Origin of the sequence: Roseococcus sp. (assembly GCF_965227005.1) — a bacterium.
Taxonomy (GTDB): domain Bacteria; phylum Pseudomonadota; class Alphaproteobacteria; order Acetobacterales; family Acetobacteraceae; genus Roseococcus.
In genome coordinates this window covers 238,632-259,344 of record NZ_CBDDFJ010000021.1, presented here as the reverse complement: position 1 = coordinate 259,344, position 20,713 = coordinate 238,632, and the positions used below count along the sequence as shown (strand labels likewise).

General features: G+C 69.7%; 23 protein-coding genes. 10 read left to right on the top strand and 13 right to left on the bottom strand.

The window, feature by feature from the left end; all coding sequences use genetic code 11:
* Positions 1–5 precede the first annotated feature (5 nt).
* Genes ACO057_RS12410 through ureG form a run of 7 tightly spaced genes read left to right on the top strand, consistent with a single transcriptional unit; the run spans position 6 to position 5,094 of the window.
* Complete coding sequence (locus ACO057_RS12410; protein ID WP_421992124.1) at positions 6–797, top strand: urease accessory protein UreD; 792 nt, start codon at positions 6–8, stop codon at positions 795–797.
* Positions 798–821: 24 nt separating this feature from the next.
* The gene (locus tag ACO057_RS12405) at positions 822–1,124 is read left to right on the top strand and encodes an urease subunit gamma (RefSeq protein WP_421992122.1); all 303 of its coding nucleotides are present in this window, start codon (positions 822–824) and stop codon (positions 1,122–1,124) included.
* A gap of 10 nt (positions 1,125–1,134) precedes the next feature.
* Positions 1,135–1,440: an urease subunit beta gene (locus ACO057_RS12400; protein WP_421992120.1), complete on the top strand. Its 306-nt coding sequence runs from the start codon at positions 1,135–1,137 to the stop codon at positions 1,438–1,440.
* 55 nt (positions 1,441–1,495) lie between these two features.
* Positions 1,496–3,205, top strand: a complete 1,710-nt coding sequence (ureC, locus tag ACO057_RS12395) for an urease subunit alpha (RefSeq protein ID WP_421992118.1) — start codon at positions 1,496–1,498, stop codon at positions 3,203–3,205.
* Positions 3,206–3,219: 14 nt separating this feature from the next.
* Positions 3,220–3,798: an urease accessory protein UreE gene (locus ACO057_RS12390; protein ID WP_421992116.1), complete on the top strand. Its 579-nt coding sequence runs from the start codon at positions 3,220–3,222 to the stop codon at positions 3,796–3,798.
* Complete coding sequence (locus ACO057_RS12385; protein ID WP_421992114.1) at positions 3,746–4,462, top strand: urease accessory protein UreF; 717 nt, start codon at positions 3,746–3,748, stop codon at positions 4,460–4,462. The genes ACO057_RS12390 and ACO057_RS12385 overlap by 53 nt, the downstream gene beginning before the upstream one ends.
* On the top strand, positions 4,459–5,094 hold the full coding sequence (gene ureG, locus ACO057_RS12380; protein ID WP_421992112.1) for an urease accessory protein UreG: 636 nt from the start codon (positions 4,459–4,461) through the stop codon (positions 5,092–5,094). The genes ACO057_RS12385 and ureG overlap by 4 nt, the downstream gene beginning before the upstream one ends.
* On the opposite strand, the gene ACO057_RS12375 is transcribed toward ureG, so the two are convergent.
* The 7 genes from ACO057_RS12375 to ACO057_RS12345 form a co-directional block, all read right to left on the bottom strand.
* Positions 5,084–6,418 carry an MFS transporter gene (locus ACO057_RS12375; protein WP_421992110.1) on the bottom strand — a complete coding sequence of 445 codons (1,335 nt, stop codon included), beginning with the start codon at positions 6,416–6,418 and terminating at the stop codon, positions 5,084–5,086. The genes ureG and ACO057_RS12375 overlap by 11 nt on opposite strands.
* A gap of 75 nt (positions 6,419–6,493) precedes the next feature.
* Positions 6,494–6,724 (bottom strand): hypothetical protein, encoded by a 231-nt coding sequence (locus tag ACO057_RS12370; RefSeq protein WP_421992108.1) that lies wholly within the window; start codon positions 6,722–6,724, stop codon positions 6,494–6,496.
* A gap of 39 nt (positions 6,725–6,763) precedes the next feature.
* Positions 6,764–8,281, bottom strand: a complete 1,518-nt coding sequence (locus ACO057_RS12365) for a polysaccharide biosynthesis/export family protein (protein WP_421992106.1) — start codon at positions 8,279–8,281, stop codon at positions 6,764–6,766.
* Between the two features lie 221 nt (positions 8,282–8,502).
* Positions 8,503–9,774 (bottom strand): capsule biosynthesis protein, encoded by a 1,272-nt coding sequence (locus ACO057_RS12360; RefSeq protein ID WP_421992104.1) that lies wholly within the window; start codon positions 9,772–9,774, stop codon positions 8,503–8,505.
* On the bottom strand, positions 9,731–10,378 hold the full coding sequence (locus ACO057_RS12355) for an ABC transporter ATP-binding protein (RefSeq protein WP_421992102.1): 648 nt from the start codon (positions 10,376–10,378) through the stop codon (positions 9,731–9,733). Before ACO057_RS12355 ends, ACO057_RS12360 begins: the two co-directional genes overlap by 44 nt.
* Positions 10,379–10,384: 6 nt before the next feature.
* Positions 10,385–11,188, bottom strand: a complete 804-nt coding sequence (locus ACO057_RS12350; RefSeq protein WP_421992100.1) for an ABC transporter permease — start codon at positions 11,186–11,188, stop codon at positions 10,385–10,387.
* A 9-nt stretch (positions 11,189–11,197) separates the two neighbouring features.
* A complete protein-coding gene (locus tag ACO057_RS12345) occupies positions 11,198–11,491 on the bottom strand; it encodes a DVU3141 family protein (protein WP_421992098.1) in 294 nt (97 codons plus the stop codon).
* A gap of 234 nt (positions 11,492–11,725) precedes the next feature.
* Here ACO057_RS12345 and ACO057_RS12340 point away from each other — a divergent pair, with 234 nt between their 5' ends.
* Positions 11,726–12,502 carry an SDR family NAD(P)-dependent oxidoreductase gene (locus ACO057_RS12340; protein WP_421992096.1) on the top strand — a complete coding sequence of 259 codons (777 nt, stop codon included), beginning with the start codon at positions 11,726–11,728 and terminating at the stop codon, positions 12,500–12,502.
* On the opposite strand, the gene ACO057_RS12335 is transcribed toward ACO057_RS12340, so the two are convergent.
* A complete protein-coding gene (locus ACO057_RS12335) occupies positions 12,493–13,836 on the bottom strand; it encodes a tetratricopeptide repeat protein (protein ID WP_421992094.1) in 1,344 nt (447 codons plus the stop codon). The genes ACO057_RS12340 and ACO057_RS12335 overlap by 10 nt on opposite strands.
* A gap of 2 nt (positions 13,837–13,838) precedes the next feature.
* Entirely contained in the window at positions 13,839–14,957 is a 1,119-nt protein-coding gene (locus tag ACO057_RS12330) for a CaiB/BaiF CoA transferase family protein (protein ID WP_421992092.1), read from the bottom strand.
* Between the two features lie 110 nt (positions 14,958–15,067).
* Here ACO057_RS12330 and ACO057_RS12325 point away from each other — a divergent pair, with 110 nt between their 5' ends.
* Both ACO057_RS12325 and ACO057_RS12320 read left to right on the top strand, forming a co-directional pair.
* Positions 15,068–16,033: a tripartite tricarboxylate transporter substrate binding protein gene (locus ACO057_RS12325; protein WP_421992090.1), complete on the top strand. Its 966-nt coding sequence runs from the start codon at positions 15,068–15,070 to the stop codon at positions 16,031–16,033.
* The gene (locus tag ACO057_RS12320) at positions 16,030–17,010 is read left to right on the top strand and encodes an NADPH:quinone oxidoreductase family protein (RefSeq protein WP_421992088.1); all 981 of its coding nucleotides are present in this window, start codon (positions 16,030–16,032) and stop codon (positions 17,008–17,010) included. Before ACO057_RS12325 ends, ACO057_RS12320 begins: the two co-directional genes overlap by 4 nt.
* A gap of 20 nt (positions 17,011–17,030) precedes the next feature.
* Here ACO057_RS12320 and ACO057_RS12315 read toward each other — a convergent pair whose 3' ends face one another.
* From ACO057_RS12315 to ACO057_RS12300, 4 genes are read right to left on the bottom strand one after another with little or no spacing between them, the layout of a single operon-like run.
* The gene (locus ACO057_RS12315) at positions 17,031–18,164 is read right to left on the bottom strand and encodes a THUMP domain-containing class I SAM-dependent RNA methyltransferase (protein WP_421992086.1); all 1,134 of its coding nucleotides are present in this window, start codon (positions 18,162–18,164) and stop codon (positions 17,031–17,033) included.
* A gap of 42 nt (positions 18,165–18,206) precedes the next feature.
* Entirely contained in the window at positions 18,207–18,953 is a 747-nt protein-coding gene (locus ACO057_RS12310; RefSeq protein WP_421992084.1) for an enoyl-CoA hydratase-related protein, read from the bottom strand.
* Positions 18,954–18,982: 29 nt separating this feature from the next.
* Positions 18,983–19,480 carry a molybdopterin-guanine dinucleotide biosynthesis protein B gene (mobB, locus tag ACO057_RS12305; protein ID WP_421992082.1) on the bottom strand — a complete coding sequence of 166 codons (498 nt, stop codon included), beginning with the start codon at positions 19,478–19,480 and terminating at the stop codon, positions 18,983–18,985.
* Between the two features lie 9 nt (positions 19,481–19,489).
* Entirely contained in the window at positions 19,490–20,686 is a 1,197-nt protein-coding gene (locus ACO057_RS12300) for an MFS transporter (RefSeq protein ID WP_421992080.1), read from the bottom strand.
* Positions 20,687–20,713: the final 27 nt, after the last annotated feature.

Sequence of the window (20,713 nt, the reverse complement as noted above, 5' to 3'; positions counted from 1 at the left end):
CGCGCATGATTCGACATCAGCGCGCAATTGGCGCGGCCTCCCTGGAAGTGGCGGCGCAGGGGCTGGCGCGGCTGCACCAGGCGGCGCCCCTGCGCGTGCTCTTCCCCACGCCCGATCCGGGCCAGCCGCTGGAGGCGGCGCTGGTGAATGTCGCGGGCGGCCTGGCGGGCGGCGACGCGCTGGAGGCGCGGATCGCGCTGCGCGAGGGGGCGAGGGCGCTGGTCATGACGCCGGCCGCGGAGAAAGTCTATCGCAGCCTCGGCGAGGAATCGCGCATCGCCACGCGGATCGAGGTCGCGGAAGGCGCCGTGCTGGAATATCTGCCGCAGGAGGCGATCCTCTTCGACAACGCCCGCCTACGCCGCCGGATGGACGCGCGGGTCGCGCCCGGCGGCACCCTGCTGGCCGCCGAATCGGTCGTCTTCGGCCGCATCGCGCGGGGCGAGATCTGGCGGAACGGGCTGCTCCACGATTCCTGGCGTCTGCATCGCGGCGACCGCCTGCACTGGGCCGATGCCCTTGCTTTGGACGCGGCGCGGCGGGATGCGCCCTTCGGGCTGGAGGGAGCGGAATCCCTCGGCATGATGCTGCTCCTGGCCGAGGACGCCGCCCGCCACCGCGAGCTCGCGCGCGAGCTGACGCAGGGCGCGGCCAGCCTCGTCCGCCCCGGATTGCTGCTGCTGCGCTTCCTCGGCACGGCAGGCGGGGTGCGTGGCTGCATGGCCACGGCCATCATGGAGATGCGCGCCGCCGCCCTGAACCGCCCCAGGGCGCTGCCAAGACTGTGGACGTGCTGAGGCGCCCCGCGCCATGATGCTGCAATGCAACTGACCCCGCGCGAGAAAGACAAGCTGCTCATCGCCATGGCGGCCCAGGTGGCGCGCCGGCGGCTGGAGCGCGGCGTGAAGCTGAACCACCCCGAGGCCATCGCGCTCATCACGGATTTCGTGGTGGAGGGCGCGCGGGACGGCCGCACCGTCGCCGAGCTGATGGCGGCGGGCGGCGAGGTCATCGGCCGCCACCAGGTGATGGAGGGGATCGCCGAGATGATCCACGACATCCAGGTCGAGGCGACGTTTCCGGACGGCACCAAGCTCGTCACCGTCCACAATCCGATCCGATAGGGGCACGCCCATGATCCCCGGCGAAGTCACCTGCCCCGAGGGCGAGATCGAGCTGAACGCAGGCCAGCCGGTCACGGAGCTGGAGGTCGCCAATACGGGCGACCGGCCCATCCAGGTCGGCAGTCATTATCATTTCTTCGAGACGAACGCGTCGCTCGCCTTCGACCGCGAGGCGGCGCGCGGCCAGCGGCTCGACATCGCGGCGGGCACGGCGGTGCGCTTCGAGCCGGGGCAGACGCGCAAGGTGAGGCTGATCCCGCTGCTCGGCCTGCGCGTGGTCCACGGCTTCCGTGGCCTCGTTGAAGGAAAAGTCTGATGCGCGGCCTGCTGATCGCCTTCGGGCTCCGCCCTCAGTCGGCAGGACGCGTCTGATGGCGAGGCTTTCCCGCTCCGCCTATGCCGGCATGTATGGCCCCACGGTCGGCGACAAGGTGCGCCTGGCCGATACCGAGCTCTTCATCGAGGTCGAGCGCGACCTCACCATCTATGGCGAGGAGGTGAAGTTCGGCGGCGGCAAGGTGATCCGCGACGGCATGGGCCAGTCCCAGCTCACGCGCGCCCAGGGCTCGGCCGATACCGTCATCACCAATGCGCTGATCCTCGATCACTGGGGCGTGGTCAAGGCCGATGTGGCGCTGCGCGACGGGCTGATCATGGCCATCGGCAAGGCCGGCAATCCCGACACGCAGCCGGGCGTGGACATCATCATCGGCCCGGGGACGGAAATCATCGCGGGCGAGGGAAAGATCCTCACCGCGGGCGGCATCGACGCGCATATCCACTTCATCTGTCCGCAGCAGATCGAGGAGGCGCTGGCTGCCGGCATCACCACCATGTTCGGCGGCGGCACGGGCCCCGCGCACGGCACGCTGGCCACCACCTCCACGCCCGGCCCCTGGCACCTCGCACGCATGCTGCAGGCCGCCGAGGCCTTCCCGATGAATCTCGGCTTTCTCGGCAAGGGCAATGCCTCCAAGCCCGATGCGCTGGAGGAGATGATCCGCGCGGGCGCGGCGGGCCTCAAGCTGCACGAGGACTGGGGCACCACGCCCAAGGCCATCGACACCTGCCTGGACGTGGCCGACCGCTTCGACGTGCAGGTCGCCATCCACACCGACACGCTGAACGAATCCGGCTTCGTCGAGGAGACGATCAAGGCCATTGCCGGCCGCTGCATCCAGGCTTTTCATACCGAAGGCGCGGGGGGCGGGCACGCGCCGGATATTCTGCGGCTTGTCGGCGAAGCGAATGTGCTGCCGTCCTCGACAAACCCCACCATGCCCTACACCGTGAACACGGTGGACGAGCATCTCGACATGCTCATGGTCTGCCATCACCTGGACCCACGCATCGCCGAGGACGTGGCCTTCGCGGAATCCCGCATCCGGCGCGAGACCATCGCCGCCGAGGACATCCTGCAGGACATGGGCGCCATCAGCATGATGTCGTCCGACAGCCAGGCGATGGGACGCGTCGGCGAGGTCATCATCCGCACCTGGCAGACCGCGCATAAGATGAAGGTCCAGCGCGGCCCGCTGCCCGGCGAGACCGGCCGGAACGACAACCTCCGCGCGCGCCGCTACATCGCGAAGTACACGATCAACCCGGCGATATCGCAGGGCATCGCCACGCATGTCGGCAGCGTCGAGGTCGGCAAGATGGCGGATCTGGTGCTGTGGAACCCGGCCTTCTTCGGCGTGAAGCCCGAGATGGTGATCAAGGGCGGTTCCATCGCCATGGCGCCGATGGGCGACCCCAATGCCTCCATCCCCACGCCGCAGCCGGTGCATTACCGCCCGATGTTCGGCGCCTATGGCCGTGCGCTGCTCTTCGGCAGCGTGACCTTCACCTCCACCGCCGCCATCGAGGCGGGGATTGACCGCAGGCTCGGCCTCACGCGGCCGCTGCTGCCGGTGTTCAACACGCGCGGCGGCATCACCAAGAAGAGCATGATCCTGAACGACGCCACGCCGAAGATGGAAGTGGACCCCGAAACCTACGAGGTGCGCGCCGATGGCGAGTTGCTGATCTGCGAGCCCGCCGAGGTGCTGCCCATGGCGCAGCGCTATTTCCTGTTCTGACCGGAGGATCCCCGATGCACGACACCCTCCCCCGCGCCACGAAGGTGCTCCCTGCCGGCAGCTTCACCGCCGATGCCGAGGTCAGGCTCGACTTCGACGACCGCTTCCGCCGCCGCAAGCGCTACGAGACGGCCGGGGGCATCCCCTTCGTGCTGGACCTCGCCGAGGCGCAGGTGCTGCGCGACGGCGACGGGCTGCTTCTGGATGACGGCCGCGCCGTGCTGGTCCGCGCGGCGGAGGAGACGCTGGTGGAGGTTCGCGCCACCAGCCCTTCGCATCTCGTGCGGCTCGCCTGGCATATCGGCAACCGCCACCTGCCGGCCGAGCTTCAGGCCGACCGCATCCTGATCCGCGAGGATCATGTGATCGAGGCCATGCTGCGCGGACTCGGCGCGACGGTGACCAAGGTGCGCGCGCCCTTCAATCCCGAGGGCGGCGCTTACGGCGAGCACAACCGGAGCTCGCACCAGCCTTTCCGCGAGCATGGCCAGGATCACCACAGCCACGACCATGGACACGACCACGATCATGACCACAGGCATGATCACGACCATGGCCACGGACATCACCACCATCACCGCCATGGTGACTGACGCCGATCTCTTCCGCCTGATGGCCTGGACCTCGCCCGCCTATCCGGTGGGCGGCTTCAGCTACAGCCACGGGATCGAGATGGCGGTGGAAGAGGGGCGCATCCCCGATCGCCACGCGCTGCTGCGCTATGTCGAGGCGGTGCTGCGCGCCGGCGCGGGTCATGTGGATTCCGTGCTTTTCGCGCATGCCCATCGCGCGCCGGATGATGCCGCGCTGGACGACATCGCGGAGCTCGCCGCCGCCTGGCGCGGAACCGCCGAGACGGCGCTGGAATCCACGCAGCAGGGCGGCAGCTTCGCGAGCGTCACCGCCGCGACCTGGCCCGATACGCGCTTCGCGGCCTTCGCCAAGCGCCATCGCGGACGGCTCGCCCATGCCGTGGCCTTCGGCGCGGCGGCGGGCATGGCGGGGATGCCGTTGCGCGTCTCGCTTCTGGCCTATCTGCAAGGCTTCTGCGCCAATCTCGTCAGCGCCGGGGTGCGCCTGGTCCCGCTCGGCCAGACCGACGGCCAGCATGTGACGGCGGCGCTTTTGCCCATCGTCGCCGAATGCGCGACCCTCGCCGAACATGCATCCCTCGACGATCTCGGCACTTCGGTACCGCTCCTCGACATGCTCTCCATGCGTCACGAAACCCAGTACACAAGGCTCTTCCGCTCATGAGTAACGGACCTTTCCGCGTCGGCGTCGGCGGCCCCGTGGGCTCCGGCAAGACGGCGCTGGTCGAACGCCTGTGCAAGCTGCTGCGCCAGACGCACGACATCGCGGCCATCACCAACGACATCTACACCAAGGAGGATGCGGAGTTCCTCACCCGCGCCGGCGCGCTGGAGCCCGATCGGATCATGGGCGTCGAGACCGGCGGCTGCCCGCACACCGCCATCCGCGAGGACGCCTCCATCAATCTCGCCGCCGTGGAGGAAATGTCCGAGCGCTTCCCCAGGCTGGAGCTGCTCTTCATCGAGAGCGGCGGCGACAACCTGGCCGCCACCTTCAGCCCCGAGCTCGCGGATCTCACCATCTACGTCATCGACGTCTCGGCCGGCGACAAGATCCCCCGCAAGGGCGGGCCGGGCATCACGCGCTCGGACATGCTGGCGATCAACAAGATCGACCTCGCGCCGCTGGTGGGCGCGGACCTCTCCGTGATGGACCGCGACGCGAAGCGCATGCGGGGCGCGCGGCCCTTCATCTTCTCCAATCTGAAGATCGACCTGGGCGTGGCCGAGATCGCCGACTTCATCCTGGAGCAGGGCGGCCTGGCCTCCCGCGAGGCCCGGCTCGCTACCGCCTAGACAGGCTCGCCACGGCCGAGAGCACGGCCAGCACGGCGCCGCAGAGGAAGGCCAGCCACGGCCCCGCCAGCGTGAAGCAGGCGGCGGCCGTCGTCGCGCCGAAGGTCTGGCCCAGCACCCGCGCCGTCGATTGCAGCCCGCCCGCGCCGCCCGCCCGGGCGCGCGGCGCGCTGATCACGATCGCGCGGTTGTTGGGGGCCTGGAAGAAGCCGAAGCCGATGCCGGCGAGCAGAAGCGTCGGGCAGATGAGCTCCGGTCGGTCGGCCGGCAGGAAGGACAGCAGCGCCATCGCGCTCGCCATCGTCACGCCGCCGATGGCGCAGGGGATGGCCGAGGGCAGACGGTCCGACAGGCGTCCGGCGATGGGCGCGAGCAGCCCGATCGCGAGGGGATAGGGCGTGATGATCAGCCCGATCTGCACGGGCGAGAACCCCGCCGCCGAGAGGTGGAAGGGCAGGTTGATCGCCACCAGGATATGCGCGGCGAACATGCAGGTGGAGGCGATGACCGCGATGCGGATCGCGCGCACACGCAGCAGGTCGAGCGGCAGCAGCGGCGCCGAGCGCGACATCTCGCGCCAGACCAGGGCGATCCCGCAGACGATGCCCAGGGTCAGCAGCAGCCCGCCGGTGGCCGGCCGGTGCAGCAGCAGGTCGAGCCCCAGGAAGACCAGCCCGAAGGCCACGACATTGAGCCCCGCCGAGAGGATGTCGAAGGGGCGTCGCTGCGGCGGAACGTCGGGCAGATACCGCACGCCGAAGGCCAGGGCCGCCAGACCGATGGGCAGATGCACGGCGAAGACGAAGGGCCAGGGCGCCACCGCCAGGACCGCGGCGCCGATGGAGGGGCCGGAGGCCGAGCAGAGGGCGACGACCATCGCGTTATTGCCGATGGCGCGGCCCAGTTGCGAGCCCGGATGGGTGAAGCGGATCAGGCCGGAAAGCAGGCTCATCACCGCCCCGGCCCCCAGGCCCTGGGCGACACGCGCCGCCAGCAGCAGTCCGAAGCTCGGCGCCAGGGCGGAGCCCAGCGCGCCGAGCAGGAACAGCGCCAGTCCGAAGCTCCAGACGCGCTTGAAGCCGAGAATCTCGCCGAGGTTGGAGAAGGGAATCAGCGTCCCCACCACGGTGATCTGGAAGGCGTTGACCACCCAGACGACCTCGGCCGGCGTCAGCCCCAGCGACTGCGCCGCCGAGGGCAAGGCGATGTTCACCATGCTCGCATCGAGCACGGCGATGGCGATGCCCGCGCCCAGGCAGATGGTGGCATAGGTGCGGCGGGGCTGCGGCAGGCCGTCGGGCTCGGCCCGCGCCGTATCGGACATGTTACTCACAGGTTCCGTGAGTCGCATGACGCGACGGAGGCGAAAAGCCTGGGGCCGGCACGGCAGCCCTGCCGTTCACGCGGCGCGCGATGTCTTCGCCCCGGCCACCCACAGCGAGGCGCGGACAAGATGGTCGCGCGTCACGAGGGCGGTGAGCTGATCCTCGGCCCAGCCCTCGACATCCATACGCTTGCCGAAATCATCCGGCGGCGCGTTGTCCTCGATCTCGACCGGCGTGCAGCCGAAGCGGGGATTGCCGCCGAGGTCGTGCTGCGCCGGGAAAGGCGCGATATTGGGCGTTTCCATGCGGCGAGGCTACGCCGCATGGAAGGATCATCGCAATCCTCAGTTGGTGAAGACGCGCGCCGCCAGGGCCGCCTGGAACAGCACCTGCATGATGTCCGTCGCGAGCTGGAGGTAGCGGCCATCCAGCCGCGGCAGCGCGATCACCTCGTCGCCCGGCCGCAGGGGCGAGCTGGGGTCGAGCACCACCTCGCCGGAGGCGCGACGGATCATGATGTTGCTCATGCTGCCGCGCGCCGTGAGGCCGCCGGCCTCGGCCACGAGCCGTTCGACTGTCATGCCCTGGCGCCAGACGACGGCGCGCGGTGTGCCGATCTCCCCGGCGACCAGAACGGTGTCGCGCCGCTCGGGAATGACGATCGTATCGCCGTCCAGCAGCCGCACGCTGGAGCACATGCCGTTGCTGAAGACGACGACCCGCCCCTCGGGCTGGATGCGGCGGGCGCGCTGCAGATAGGTCGAGACCATATTGGCCTCGGCCGTGCGGATATTGGCCACGCCCTGCGTGGGAGACACGGTGAGGAAGAGCGCGCGCTCCAGCCGGTCCGCCGCTTCGTTCAGCGAGCGGGTCTGCTGCGCGGCGACGCTCGGCCGAAGCAGGAAGATGCTGGAGGTGTCCGCCAGGACCGGATCGACGGCGATGTAGTCGAGCAGGTCGCAGAGCTGCACGTCCCGGTCGACGACGAGCACCGAGGGGCCGATGCGGCTGCCTTCGACCGTGACCTGCACCGTCTGGGCTGGGCGGTCGGTGATGAAGGTCACGACGTCCTGGTCGCCGAGGGTGACGCCCGGCAACTCGGCCAGGGTCGCGTAACGCGAATAGGGGCGGCCGTCGCGGCTGCCCTGGATGATGGCGTTGGTCGCGCTCGGCAGCGGGCGCGCGTATTCGATGATTTCGCGGCCGCTCATCACGCGGTTCGGAACTTCGAAGAGGAAGTTGTTGCGCACCGCGCCGTTCGCGCCGGCAAGGGCGCGCTGCCGTCCGACGACCAGCGTGTCGCCTTCCTGCAGCCGGATGGTCGGCAGGCGGCCGTCCAGGAGGAAGTCGTAGAGGTCGACATTGGTCACGCGCCGGCCGCCGCGCAGGATCGAGATCTCCCGGTAGCTGCCGCGCGAGGCATCGACGCCGCCGGCGCGCACCAGGAAGTCCAGCACGCTGTCGGATGGGCTGCCGGCGAAGCGGCCCGGCGTGCGCACGAAGCCGGTCACATAGACGCCGATGCGCTGTGTCGACAGCAGCACGGAATAGACCTGCACCTGCTGATTGTAGACGCGGCCCACCTCGGACTGGACGCGGGATTGGAGATCGCCCGAGCGCGTGCCGGCCAGCAGGACGGGGCCGATATTGGGCAGGAAGAAATTGCCGGAAGGATCGACGACGCCGGTTGCTTCGGAATCCATGGCGCCCCAGACTCGGACCGAGACCCGGTCCCCGGGGGCCAGCACGTAATTCGGGTTGGGCGCATCCGAGGTCGTGTCGGCGGATCGCGTGAAGAGCGTGGCGCCGAAGACGGCGGTGGGCCGGCCCGTCGCGCGCGACATCTCGCCGAGCGGTGTCACGACCGTGGCGCCGGCCTCGGCCTCGGTGGTCGAGCCCAGGCGATTCGTGCCGGGATCGCCGGGAGCCGAGCCCGCCGCGCTGGCGCCGGGGTTGCCGCCGGTGAAGGCGGCCGGGGCCGTGGTCGTGTTGAAGAAGTTGCCCAGGAGTCCTGCATTCTGCGCGTGCGCCCCTTGTCCCGCCAGGACAAGGAGTGCCGCCAGGGGCCATCCGGATCAGAATATCAGCGCGCATGTTCTCTCATCCCGGCCAGCATCAACCAAGCCAAACCATACAAAAGGCTCAACGACAAAAATACATAGAGCGTCGCCCAATAGGGCAGCGGAAACAGGGAACGCTCCGCGAGATTGGGCTCGACCACGCGCAGCAGGAAGATCTGCTGGCGCTGGGCATCGCCGGCGGCACGGTCGGACGCGATGCGTGCGCCGGACAGCTGCTGCGAGGCCAGATCCACCTCGCCTTGCAGGCGCGTGAAGGTCGCGAGCTGTTCGGTGATGCCGCTGCCGGCCATCGCGAGCCGCTGCCGTTCTTCCCGGGCCTGCGCGTCGAGTGCTGCGATCCGGTTGCGGAGGTTCTGAATTTGCGGGTTGTTGGGCCGCGCGAAGGCCTGCAGCGCCTGCAGATCGCTCCGTGCGCGGGCGGCATCCGACTCCAGCTGGCCGATGGTGCCGACGGCGATTCCGGAAGACTGGCTCGGATCGAGCGACTGCGATTCCTGCCGGAACAGGGTGACCGCCGTCTGTGCGTTCATCAGCCGCTCCTCGGCGCGCTGAAGCTCGATGCGCGAGGCCCGCAGGGCTTCTTCGCGCACGTTGAAGTTCATCTCATTGACCAACTCCTCGCCCAGGCTCAGCAGGCGGCGCGAGATCTCGCGGCTGTCCTCCGGCCGGAAGGTCCAGACACGGAGGATGGTGATCATGGTCGAGGCATCGATATCGGCGCTGACCTGCCATCGGTAGAAGGAGCGCAGCCGCTCGGCCGTCGGCTTCTCCCACCAGAGCCGGAAGACCGGATCGGCGAAGGAGGGGCGGAACACCTCCAGAAGGTCGATGCGGTCGCGGATCCGGTTGATCGCGTCATAGGACATGAGGAAGTCCTTCACCGCGGCGATGTTCTCTGGCGAGGTGATGAAGCCGGCGGAACCGAGCATCTCGCCCCCCACATTGGAGGCGGCCGCGCGCGGCATCTGCGAGCGGACCGTGAATCGCGACTCGCTCAGATACTGGGGGCTTGCGACCAGGAACAGATAGAGCCCGGCCAGTAGGGTCGGGAAGAGCACCCAGCAGCTGAAGGGATGGCCGCGCAGCCATTCGCCCAAGCTCAGGCGCCGGCGCTTGCCGTCACCGATGGAGCCCAGCAAGGGGCGCTCGCGCGACCGCTCGCGCAGCGCGGTGGGCCTGCCGAGGGCCGGGGTGGTGGAAGGTTGGGTGCGCGGCGTGTACGTCTGCTGGCTAGAGCTGCTTGTACTCGGCGAAAGCTTGGTCCAGATCTTCATGGAATTTCAGCCTTCCATCGCTCAGAATTGCGGCATGCGTGCAGAGTGAGCGAACGGTCTCCATTTGATGGGACACGAGGATGAGCGCGCTGCGCCCTCGTCGCGACAACAGCGACTGCCGGCATTTCTCGGCAAAGCGCGCATCGCCCGCCGCGATGACCTCGTCGATCAGATAGCATTCGAAATCCACGGCCATGGAGAGGGCGAAGATGAGGCGTGCCCGCATGCCGGCCGAATAGGTCTTCACCGGCTGACGGAACTGGTCGCCGATCTCCGAGAACTCCTGGACGAAGCTTTCCACCCAGTCGATGCGCCGGTCGTAGAGCCGCGCGATGAAGCGGGCGTTGTCCGCGCCCGAGAGCGCGCTGTGCACCGCTCCGTCGTACCCCATCGGCCAGGAGATGCTCATGCGCCGCCGGACCCTGCCCGAGGTCGGGTGCTCCACGCCGGCCATGATCTTGATGAGCGTGCTCTTGCCCGATCCGTTGCGCCCGAGGATGCCGACGGCATCGCCCGGCCAGAAGGTCGCGTCGACGCCCTTCAGCACTTCGCGCGTGATGCCGTTCCGCTTGAAGCTCTTGCGGACGTCGCTCAGTTCGAGCATCGCCGCTCATGCCTCGAAATGCGGCTTGGCCGCCTTGATGGCGCAGAGGCCCAGGAAATTGAGGCTGATAATCCAGGTCAGGACATATCCAACGTCGTAATGATAGGGCACGCCCAATCCGAATTGTCCCTCGCGCGTGAATTCCATGATGTGGATCAGCGGAACCCAAAGCAGGACTTCCTGATAACCGCCAGGTAGCCACCAGACCATATAGAACATGCCCGAGAAGGGCATCATCAGATAGGTCATGGGGTGGACCAGGCGATCGACGAGCTGCGAGCCGATGGCCGTGGCCGACAGGACGAGCAGGCCCGTTCCGTGCGCGAGGCCCATCATCATCAGGACGCCCATGGCCATCTGCAGCGAATCCGCCGGCCACTCGCCTTCGAACAGGCCTATGAGCATGCAGAACACGGCCATGCAGGTCATGACGGCGGCGGTGTCCAGCAGGGTGCGCGCCACCATGACCGCCTCGATGGTGACCTTCGAGTGGTAGAAAAGCTGGAAATTGGACTCGATGCCGTGGGGTGATCGATTCACCAGAGTCCGGAACAGGTAGAACAGGATGTAGCCGATGACGAAGAAGCTGAACTTGTTCAGGCCGCCCGGCATGGAGGAATCGATGCCGCCAAAGCGCTTGAGAAGGGCGACTCCCAGGCCCAGCGTCGCCGGCTCGACGAAAAGCCACACATAGCCGAGGTTTTCGCGCCCGAAGCGCGTGTGAATCTCGCGCAGGATCAGCGCGCCGATGACCCGGCAGCGCGCCCGGACCGCGCCGTACAGGCTGATGTCATGCGGGATGTACCGCATGGAGCCCATCTAGCGCAGCGATCCGCGCAGCAGCGGCCGCGACGAGGCGAAGGCGCCGTCCGGCCGGCGGCAGGCCACCGCCACCCTCTCGGATCCGCCATAGCCGAGCGTGATCTCACGGCACTCGCGGCCGCTGGCGGCATTGTAGGAGCGTGTGAAACGCGCCGGGGCGCCATCGACCGTCCCGGTCTGTCCGGGCGAGGCCGAGGCCGCGAAATCTCCGAGCGCATCGGTCCCCCGCGGCAAGGCGGCGACCTGCGCCCCAGGGTCGGCGATCGGACCCGAGCCCAGGCTGGGGGCCATTCCCGGAACCATCCCGCACCCGGCCAGTCCCGCTGGCAGCAGGATCAGGACAATCCGCATCAAACCCTTCAAAGGTGGAATCCCTCTTCAACTCAACGGCGCCAGGCCGGACGGCACCCACTTCGCAGCCCTTCTATCGCGTCTCCCCTGGGTCAACAAATCATTGCCAAACGGAATGATTGAACGCTCACGTATCGGCTGATTGTCTTTAGAGGGAGAGCCGACCGAATCGCCATGACGTATCAATCCATCCTCGTCACCGGATCGTCACGGGGCCTCGGGGCCGCTTTGGCGCGCCGCTTCGCGGCCCCCGGCGTGACACTGCGCCTCGTGGCGCGCGATGCCGGGGCCCTGGCCGCCTCGGCCGCGGCCTGCGTCGGACGGGGCGCCACGGTCGAGACCGCGCTGTGCGACGTGCGCGACGCCGCCGTCCTGGCCTCGCGGCTCCAGGCCTGGGACGACGCCGTGCCCTTCGACCTCGTGATCGCCAATGCGGGCGTCACGGGCGGCACGCCGCCCGGCGGCGGGCTGGAGGACTGGGCGAGCGCCGACCGGGTGCTGGGGGTGAACCTGATCGGCGCCGTCAACACCGTGGCGCCGCTGCTACCGCGCCTCGTGGCACGAAGGGCCGGGCGCCTGGCCTTCATCGCCTCGGTCGCGGCCTTTCGCGGATTGCCGGACAGCCCGGCCTATTGCGCCTCCAAGGCGGGGCTATGGGCCTATGGCGAGAGCCTGCGCGCGCGTCTCGCCCCTGAGGGGGTGGGCGTCACGGTCTGCGCCCCCGGCTTCTTCCAAAGTGCGATGAGCCGGAAGTTCAGCGGCTCCCACCCCTTCGAGCTGAGCGCGGAGGCGATGGCCGAACGCCTGGCCCGCGCCATCGAGGCCGGGCAGGGGCGTGCCATCGTCCCGCGCCGGATCGGCCTGCCGCTGCGGCTGCTGGAGCTGCTGCCGGCGCGGCTCGCGGATCTCGCCACGCGCCGCTTCCGCTTCACCATCGCGGATCAGCGATAGGCTTGGGCCGCCTTCGCATAGCCCACGCGCCGCTCGGGCGGCGTGGGCCAACGGCCGGTGACGCGCTCCAGCAGCATCTGCGCGTCCGAGGTCATGCCGGCCTCCATCGCGCAGTCGAGGAAGAGCTGCTCCAGCACGTCCTGCTGGGCATGGCTGCCGCCGAGCTCGTAGATCCCGCCGATCGCCGGGCGCATCGCCTGCACCGCCTCGGCATGCCGGCCGCGCGCGCGCAGCAGCAGCGCCTCGCAGCAGGGCAGCGCCGCGTCGCGGACGATGCGGGCATTCTCGCCGCTATTGGCGCGGCCGTAGTCGCGCATGGCATCCAGCATGCGCTCCGCCGCATCGAAGCGGCCATCGGCGGTCAGCGCCATCATCCAGTGCGGCAGGGTGAAGGCCGAGAGGCAGTCGCCGATGCGGGCCTCCGCCTTGTCGGCCAACTCCAGCCAGCGCTCGCCCACATCCACACCCTGGCGCTGCAGCCGGAAGAGCATGGAGGCCGCGTTCTGGCAGTCGATGTAGAGATCCGGCTGCATCTGGGTGATCGGGCTGTCCAGGTTGCGGAAGCCGGTGTCGTAGAGGCGCAGCACCTCGTCGAACTCGCCGCGCTCCATGTGGAACATGGCCTGGTGCCAGGAGAGGTGGTGCAGCAGGTTGTTGCCGCCGTCGAAGTTGTGCGCGAGGCCGGTGATCCACTGGATGCCTTCGCTGCGGCGGCCCTGCATTTCCAGCACATGCGCCACCGCATGCGCGGCCCAGAGATCGGCCGGGTCGCGGCGGATGGCCTCGCGGCCGGCGGCCTCGGCGACGATCAGGCTGCCGCATTCCTCGTGCGCGAAGGCGCGGCAGGCGAGCAGCGAGCCATAGCCCGGCACCTCGCCGTCCCAATGGGGCAAGGCGCGCTCGACCGTGGCCATCATCTCCGGCGTCTTGCCCATCCAGAAGGCGGCGAAGTGGTGCAGGCGGAAGGCGAGGATGTCGCGTGGATGCTCGGCGAGCAGATGCTCCCAGATGGTGATGGCGTGGTCCTGCCCGCCTTCGGACCAGGCGGCGAGCGCAGCCATGTGCATCTGCTCGCGCGGCGTGCCACCGAGGCCGCGGGCCGCGTCCAGCGCGGTCTTGGCGGCGGGGACATGCGCCGACTTATAGGCCAGCATGGCGAAGGCCGCCTTCATGACGTGGAGCATGGGCGCCTCGCCATCCAGCTTCAGCGCGGCCTTGAGGCGCAGCGGCGTGTCGGCGCGGTATTTCAGAAAGCCCTCGACGGTGTGGTCGAAGGCGCGCACCGCCTCCTCCGAGGCGAAGCTGGCGCGGTTTCCCTGAGCGTCATGCGGCATGATCAGACTCCGAATTCAGCGAGGACGGCGTTGGTGTCCTGCCCGAGCGCGGGCGCGGGCATCTCCCAGGCGCCGAGGCCGGGGATGGCCGGGAAGGGCAGCGCCCCGAGCCCCGGCTGCTGCAGGACCGGCGCGGCATGGATGGCCTGCACATGCGCCTCGGCCAGGTATTCCAGCGGCGTGTTCACCTTGTCGCACAGCAGCCGCGCGGCCTGGAGCAGGCCGAGCCACTCCGACGCGGTCCTGGTGAGGAAGACCTCGCGCAGGATGGCGACCAAAGCGGGCTTGTTGGCGAAGCGGGTCGGGAAATCGGTGAAGCGTGGATCCTGTGTCAGCTCCGGCCGGCCGAGCACGTCGCAGAGCGTCACCCACTCGCTCTCGCGCACCAGGGCGAACATCACCGAGACGCCGTCCTGGGCGGGATAGGCGCCGGCGGGGGTGTTCACCTCGTCGGGCATGCGCCCGAGCAGGCCGGATTCCGCGATGGGCAGCACGAGCATGGAGGCCGCGCCCTGCATCAGCGAGATGTCGAGATGCCGCCGCTTCGGCGGGGCGCCCGAGGCGCGGTCGGCCGCCTGTTCGGCCAGCGCGGCCTGGCAGGCGGCGAAGGCGGAAAGGCCGGTGAAGACGTCCACGATCTGCGTGCCGACGCGGTGGGGCATCCCGTCCATGCCCGGATTGATCGCGACCACGCCGCAATAGGCCTGGGCCACGCTGTCGGTGCAGGGGCGTTCGCTGTACGGGCCCTCCTGGCCGAAGCCCGAGACGGAGATGCAGACCGCGTCGGGCTTTGCGCTTTCGGGGCCGAGGCCGATGCGCCGCGCCACGCCGGGCCGGAAGGCCTCGATGAGCACGTCGGCCTTGGCGGCCAGCTTCGCGGTCTTCGCGCGGTCGGCCTCGTCGGTGAGGTCCAGCACGATGGCGCGCTTGCCGCGGTTGAAGGCGGTGTGCATGACGCTGTGGCTTTCCGCGCGCGTGCTGAGGCCACGGGACCAGTCGCCCTTGGGAGGCTCGAGCTTCACGACGTCGGCACCGCACTGCGCCAGCAGCATCCCGCAATAGGGGCCGGCGATGCCCTGGGCGGCGTCGAGAACGAAAATTCCCTTGTAGGGCTGCAGCATCGTTTTCCTCCTGTTGGAGGCATCATCGCGGAAAAAGCCGCCGGGGCGAAGGGCCGGTGGCCCCGGCCCGGGACCGCGCTATCATCCGCGCAATCCACAAAGGAACGTCCATGACCGCCACACGCCGCGCCCTGCTGGGCGCCGCCCTCGCCGCGCCCGCGCTCGCCCAAGCCCAGACCCCGGATTGGCCCCGCTCCGTGCGCGTGATCGTGCCCTATCCGCCGGGCGGCCCGACCGACATTGTGGGCCGCGTGACGGCGGCGGGCCTCCAGGCCGAGCTGGGCTCGGCCTTCGTCGTCGAGAACCGGGCCGGCGCCGGCGGGACCATCGGCGCGGGCGAGGCCTCCCGCGCCGCGCCGGACGGCACGACCTTCCTGGTCAATGCCTCGGCGCATGTCATCACCCCGCACCTCATGCGCGGGCTGCCCTTCGACGCCCTGGCCGATTTCACGCCCGTCACCGAGATCGTGAAGGTGCCGCTCATCCTCGTGGTGAACGAGGCGGTGCCGGTGCGCTCCGTGCAGGACCTCATCAACCTCGCCAAGGCGCAGCCGGGGCGGATCTCCTACGCTTCCTCCTCGATCGGCGGCGCGCCGCACCTGGCGGGCGAGCTGTTCAAGCTGATGACGCGGACGGACATCACCCACATCCCCTATCGCGGTTCGGGCCCGGCCCTGCAGGACCTGCTGGGCGGCACGGTGCAGGTCATGTTCGACAGCCTGGCCTCGTCCGCCGAGCATGTGCGCTCCGGCCGGCTGCGCGCCATCGCGGTGACGACGACGCAGCGCCTGCCGAGCCATCCGGAACTGCCAACCATCGCCGAGTCCGGCGTCCCCGGCTACGAGATGACCACCTGGTACGCCATGTGGGGCCCGAAGAACCTGCCGCCCGCCATGGCCGCGCGCATGCAGCAGGCGGTCGCGAAGGTCTGCCAGCGCGAGGATGCCCGCGCGCGCTTCGCCTCCATGGGCGCCGACCCGATCGCCAGCGCGCCGGCCGATTTTGCCCGCTTCTCCGCAAGCGAGTACGAGCGTTTCGGGCGGCTCGTTCGTGACGCCGAGATCAAGGGGGAATGATGCGCGCACTGGTCTGCGAATCCTGGCGGAGCTTCGACGAGCTCGAGATCAAGGATATCCCGCCGCCGCCGATGCGGCCCGGCGCGGTCCGCATCAAGGTCGAGGCCGTGGGCGTCTCCTTCGCCGTGCAGCTCGTCGTCGCGGGAAAATACCAGCGCAAGCCGCCGCTGCCCTTCGTGCCCGGCACCGAGGTCGCGGGCACCGTGCTGGAAGGGCCGCTGCCCAAGGGCACGCGCGTCTTCGCCGTGCTCGACTGGGGCGGCTTCGCACAGGAGGCGGTGGCGGATGCGATCCACGTCACGCCCATCCCCGACGGCCTGCCGCTGGCGGCTTCCGTCGCCTTCCCGATCAGCTATCCGACCGCGGGCTCGGCGCTGATGTGGCGCGGCCGGGTGAAGGCGGGCGACTGGGTGCTGGTGCATGGCGCGGCGGGCGGCGTCGGCCTCGCGGGCGTGGAGATCGTGAAGGCGCTGGGCGGGCGCGTCATCGCCCGCGCCGGCGCGGCCAAGCATGCGATGCTGCATGCGCGCGGCGCGGATGCGGTGCTCGACAGCGCCGCGCCCTTCCGCGAGCAGGTGCGCGAGATCACCGGTGGCGCGGGCGTGGATTGCGTGCTGGATACGCTGGGCGGCGACATCTTCGATGAATCGCTGCGCTGCCTGGGCGACGGCGGCACGCTGGTGACGGTGGGCTATGCGGGCGGCGGCATTCCCACCGTTCCGGCGAATATCCTGCTGCTGAAGAACATCGCCGTCGCGGGGCTCAACTGGGGCACCTATGTCGGCTGGTCGCCGGGCGACAATCGCGAGGTCCATGCGGCCCGCGCGCGCGAGTTGTGGGACCAGCTCGTGACCTGGTGGGCCGCCGGAAAGCTGCGCCCCGAGGTGCATGCGAGCTATCCGCTCGAGAACTTCCGCGAGGCCATGGCGGAAGTGCGCGAGCGGCGCTCGGCCGGCCGGGTCGTGCTGACGCCCTGACCGATGCCCTGACTTGGCGCTCAGACCAGCGGCGCGGTCCGGTACAGCGTCACGCGCAGCCCGCCATGCGGGACCGGCGCCTCGGTCGGCAGGAAGGGCAGGCGGGTGGCCTGGGCCAGCGAAGCGTCATTGGCGATGAGGCCCACACGCCAGCCGGTGAAGCGGCTTTTCAGCGTCTGCCCCAGCGCGGCGTATAGCGCCGTCAGCTTCTGCTTGTCGCCGATGCGCGAGCCGTAGGGCGGATTGACGATGACCAGGCCCGGCGGCCCTTCGGGGGCCGTGATCTCGCTGATCGTCGCCTGGCGGAACTCGGTGCAATCGGCGACGCCCGCGCGCTCGGCATTGGCGACGCCCATGGCGATCGCGCCGGCGTCGCGGTCGCTGCCGTAGAAGCGGGCCGTGGGAACGCGGCGGCTCTTCACCTCGCGCATGTCCTGCCAGGCTTCGGGGTCGAAGGTCGCGAGCTGCTCGAAGGCGAAGTGGCGGAAGCGGCCGGGATTGAGGCGGCAGGCGATCTCGGCGGCCTCGATGACGAAGGTGCCCGAGCCGCACATGGGGTCGAGCACGGGCTCGCTGCCGTCATAGCCGCATTGTTGCAGGAAGAGCGCGGCCATGGTCTCGCGCATCGGCGCGCGGTTCACGGCCTCCTTGTAGCCGCGCTTGTGCAGCAGCTCGCCCGAGGTATCGAGGCTGATGGTGCAGAAGTCCTGCTCGATCCGCACCCGGATGGTGAGCTCCGCCTCGTCGTCATGCGGCGCGCCGACGGCCTCCTGGATCGACTTCACGATCCGCTCCTCGGCCGCGCCCGAGTGATAGATGCGCGATGCCGCGCAGGTGGCCTCGACGCGGAAGGGCACGTCGCGGCGCAGGACGCTGGCCCAGGGCACGTGGCGCGCCCGGGCGTCGAGCTGGGCGAGATGCTGCACGTTGAACCCATCGAGGCGCGCCAGGACCCGCCCGGCGCCGCGGAGCCACAGGTTCGCGCGCCAGACTTCCGGCCAGCCGCCCCGGATGGTGACGCCTCCGGGCACGGGCTTGGCGAGCTTGAAGCCCTTGCCGCGCACCTCGGCGTGGAGCGCATGCTCCAGCCCCGGCAAGGCGGCGAGGAAAATCTCGAAGTTCTGGTCTTTCGGCGTCTTGGCGGAACGGGTCATCGCCCTGCCCTATCATCCCAGGGCAAGGGCGGCCACCGTGGCCTATTTCTTCAGGAAGCTCGCGAAGACGGCCTGGGCCTCGGCGCTGCGCAAACGCTCGCCGAAGGCGACGCGCTCGGCCGCCATCACCTCGGCCAGCGCCGCGGCATGGGGCGCGCGGATCAGGCGCTTGGTCTCGGCCACCGCCCCGGGCGGCAGCGCGGCCAGGGTGCGCGCCATTTCCAGCGCGGCAGGCTCAACCTCGTTGTCCGGCACGGCGCGGGAGGCGAGGCCGCTCGCGGCCGCCTCGGCGCCGGAGATCTGCGCGCCCGACAGCAGCCACCAATTCGCCTTGACCGTTCCGACGCGCGCCGCCAGCAGCAGCGAGGAACCGGCCTCGGGCACCAGGCCCAGCCGGGTGAAGGGCATCTGCAGCCGCGCCGTCTCGCTGGCCACCACCGCGTCGCAATGCAGCAGCATGGTCGTGCCGATGCCGACCGCATAGCCGCGCACGGCGGCGACGACCGGCTTGGGGAAGGCGACGATATTCTCCAGGAAGCTGAAGGCCGAGCCGGGCGAGTTCGCGGGGCGGTCGCCCACGGCGGCGAAGTCCTTGATGTCGTTGCCGGCCGTGAAGTCGGCCCCGCCGGCCAGCATCACCACGCGCACGCTGTCATCGCTCGCGGCCGCGCTCAGCGCCGCGCCCATGGCGTCATACATGGCGCGGGTGAGGGCGTTCTTCTTATCCGCGCGGTTGAGGCGGATGGTGAGCACGGCCTCGTCGCGCTCGGTCAGGACATGGTCGGACATGGTCTTCTCCCGGATTTGCTCCGAGTAGATCAGAAGTCCCCGGCGTAGCGTAGGGCCGCATCCGCAATGGCCTCGATATCGTCGAGAGGCATCGCCGGCGGAGCGTCCGGCGGCACCGCCACGTCTGCCGCGATGGCGCGGATCAGCGGATCCTCCAGGTAGAGAAAGGGCTTTTCATTGGCGGCGCGAAAAATCTCGATCTTGGGAACGGGGTCGCGCTTGAAGCCTTCGACCACCACGAGGTCCACCGGGTTCAGCCGCGCCAGCAATTCCTTCAGCGATGGCTCGGGCGCGCCGCGATGCTCGGTCATCAGCGCCCAGCGATGGGCCGAGGAGACCAGCACCTGCGCCGCGCCGGCCTGGCGGTGCTCGAAGCTGTCCTTGCCGGGCTGGTCCACGTCGAAATTGTGGTGCGCGTGCTTCACGGTGGAGACCGTCACGCCGCGCGCGATCAATGCCGGGATGAGGCGAACCACCAGCGTGGTCTTGCCCGCGCCGCTCCATCCCGCGAGGCCGATGATCTTCATGCGGACAGGTTAGCGCCGGTCCAGCCACCAGGACAGCATCCAGATCGCCAGGCCGCCCAGCGCGAGGCCCACGCCGACCCAGCCCGTCGAGGTCCAGCCATAGCCGGCCGAGATCGCCAGCCCGCCGAGCCAGGGCCCCAGGGCATTGGCCGCGTTGAAGGCCGAATGGTTCAGCGCCGCCGCCAGGGTCTGCGCATCGCCCGCCACATCCATCAGCCGGGTCTGGAGGATGGCGCCAAGGCCGCCGCCCATGCCGATCAGCAGCAGCACCGGCAGCAGCGTCCAGAGGCTCTGCGCCGCCCATCCGTAGAGCGCGAGCATGACCGCGCTGAACAGCAGGGTGATGGCCGCCGCCGGCATCTGCGCGCGATCGGCCGCCCAGGCGCAGAGCAGGTTGCCCGCCGTGAGCCCGACGCCCAGCACGGCGAGCGCCACCGGCACCATCGCCGGCGAGACGCCCGTCACCTCGACGAGGGTGGTGGCGAGATAGGTATAGACGGCGAAGAGCCCCCCGAAGCCGATGGCGCCGGTGCCCAGCGCCAGCCAGACCTGCGGCCGGCGCAGCGCGCCGAGTTCGCGCAGCGGGCTGGCATGGCGGTCGCCCGGCTCATGCGGGAGGAAGGCGAGGAGCAGGACCACCGTCGCGCTCGCCAGGAGCGCCACCAGCCCGAAGCCCCATCGCCAGCCGACGACCTGGCCCAGGCCATTGGCCAGGGGCACGCCCACCACCGTTGCCAGGGTCAGCCCTAGCATCATGCGCGAGACCGCCTGGGCGCGGCGCTCGCGCGGGACCAGCGAGGCGGCGACCAGCGCCCCCACACCGAAGAAGGCGCCATGCGGCAGGCCGCTCAGGAAGCGGAAGGCGAGCATCCAGCCATAGCTCGGCGACAGCGCGGAGAGCCCGTTGGCCACGGCGAAGACCACCATCAGCCCGACCAGCAGCGAGCGCCGTGGCAGCCGCGCGCCCAGCACCGCGATCAGCGGCGCGCCGATCACCACGCCGAGCGCGTAGAGGCTGATGACATGGCCCGCCATCGGCTCGTCGACGCCCAGCGCCGGCGCGAATTGCGGCAGCAGGCTCATCGCCGCGAATTCGGTGGTCCCGATGGAGAAGCCGCCCATGGCGAGGGCGAGGAGCACGAGTGCCGGCCCGGCGGCGGAGCGCGGCACGGGCAGGGCGGCGGAGACGGTGGCGGGCTGATTCAAGCGCAGGTCCTCGGCGACCGGGAGATC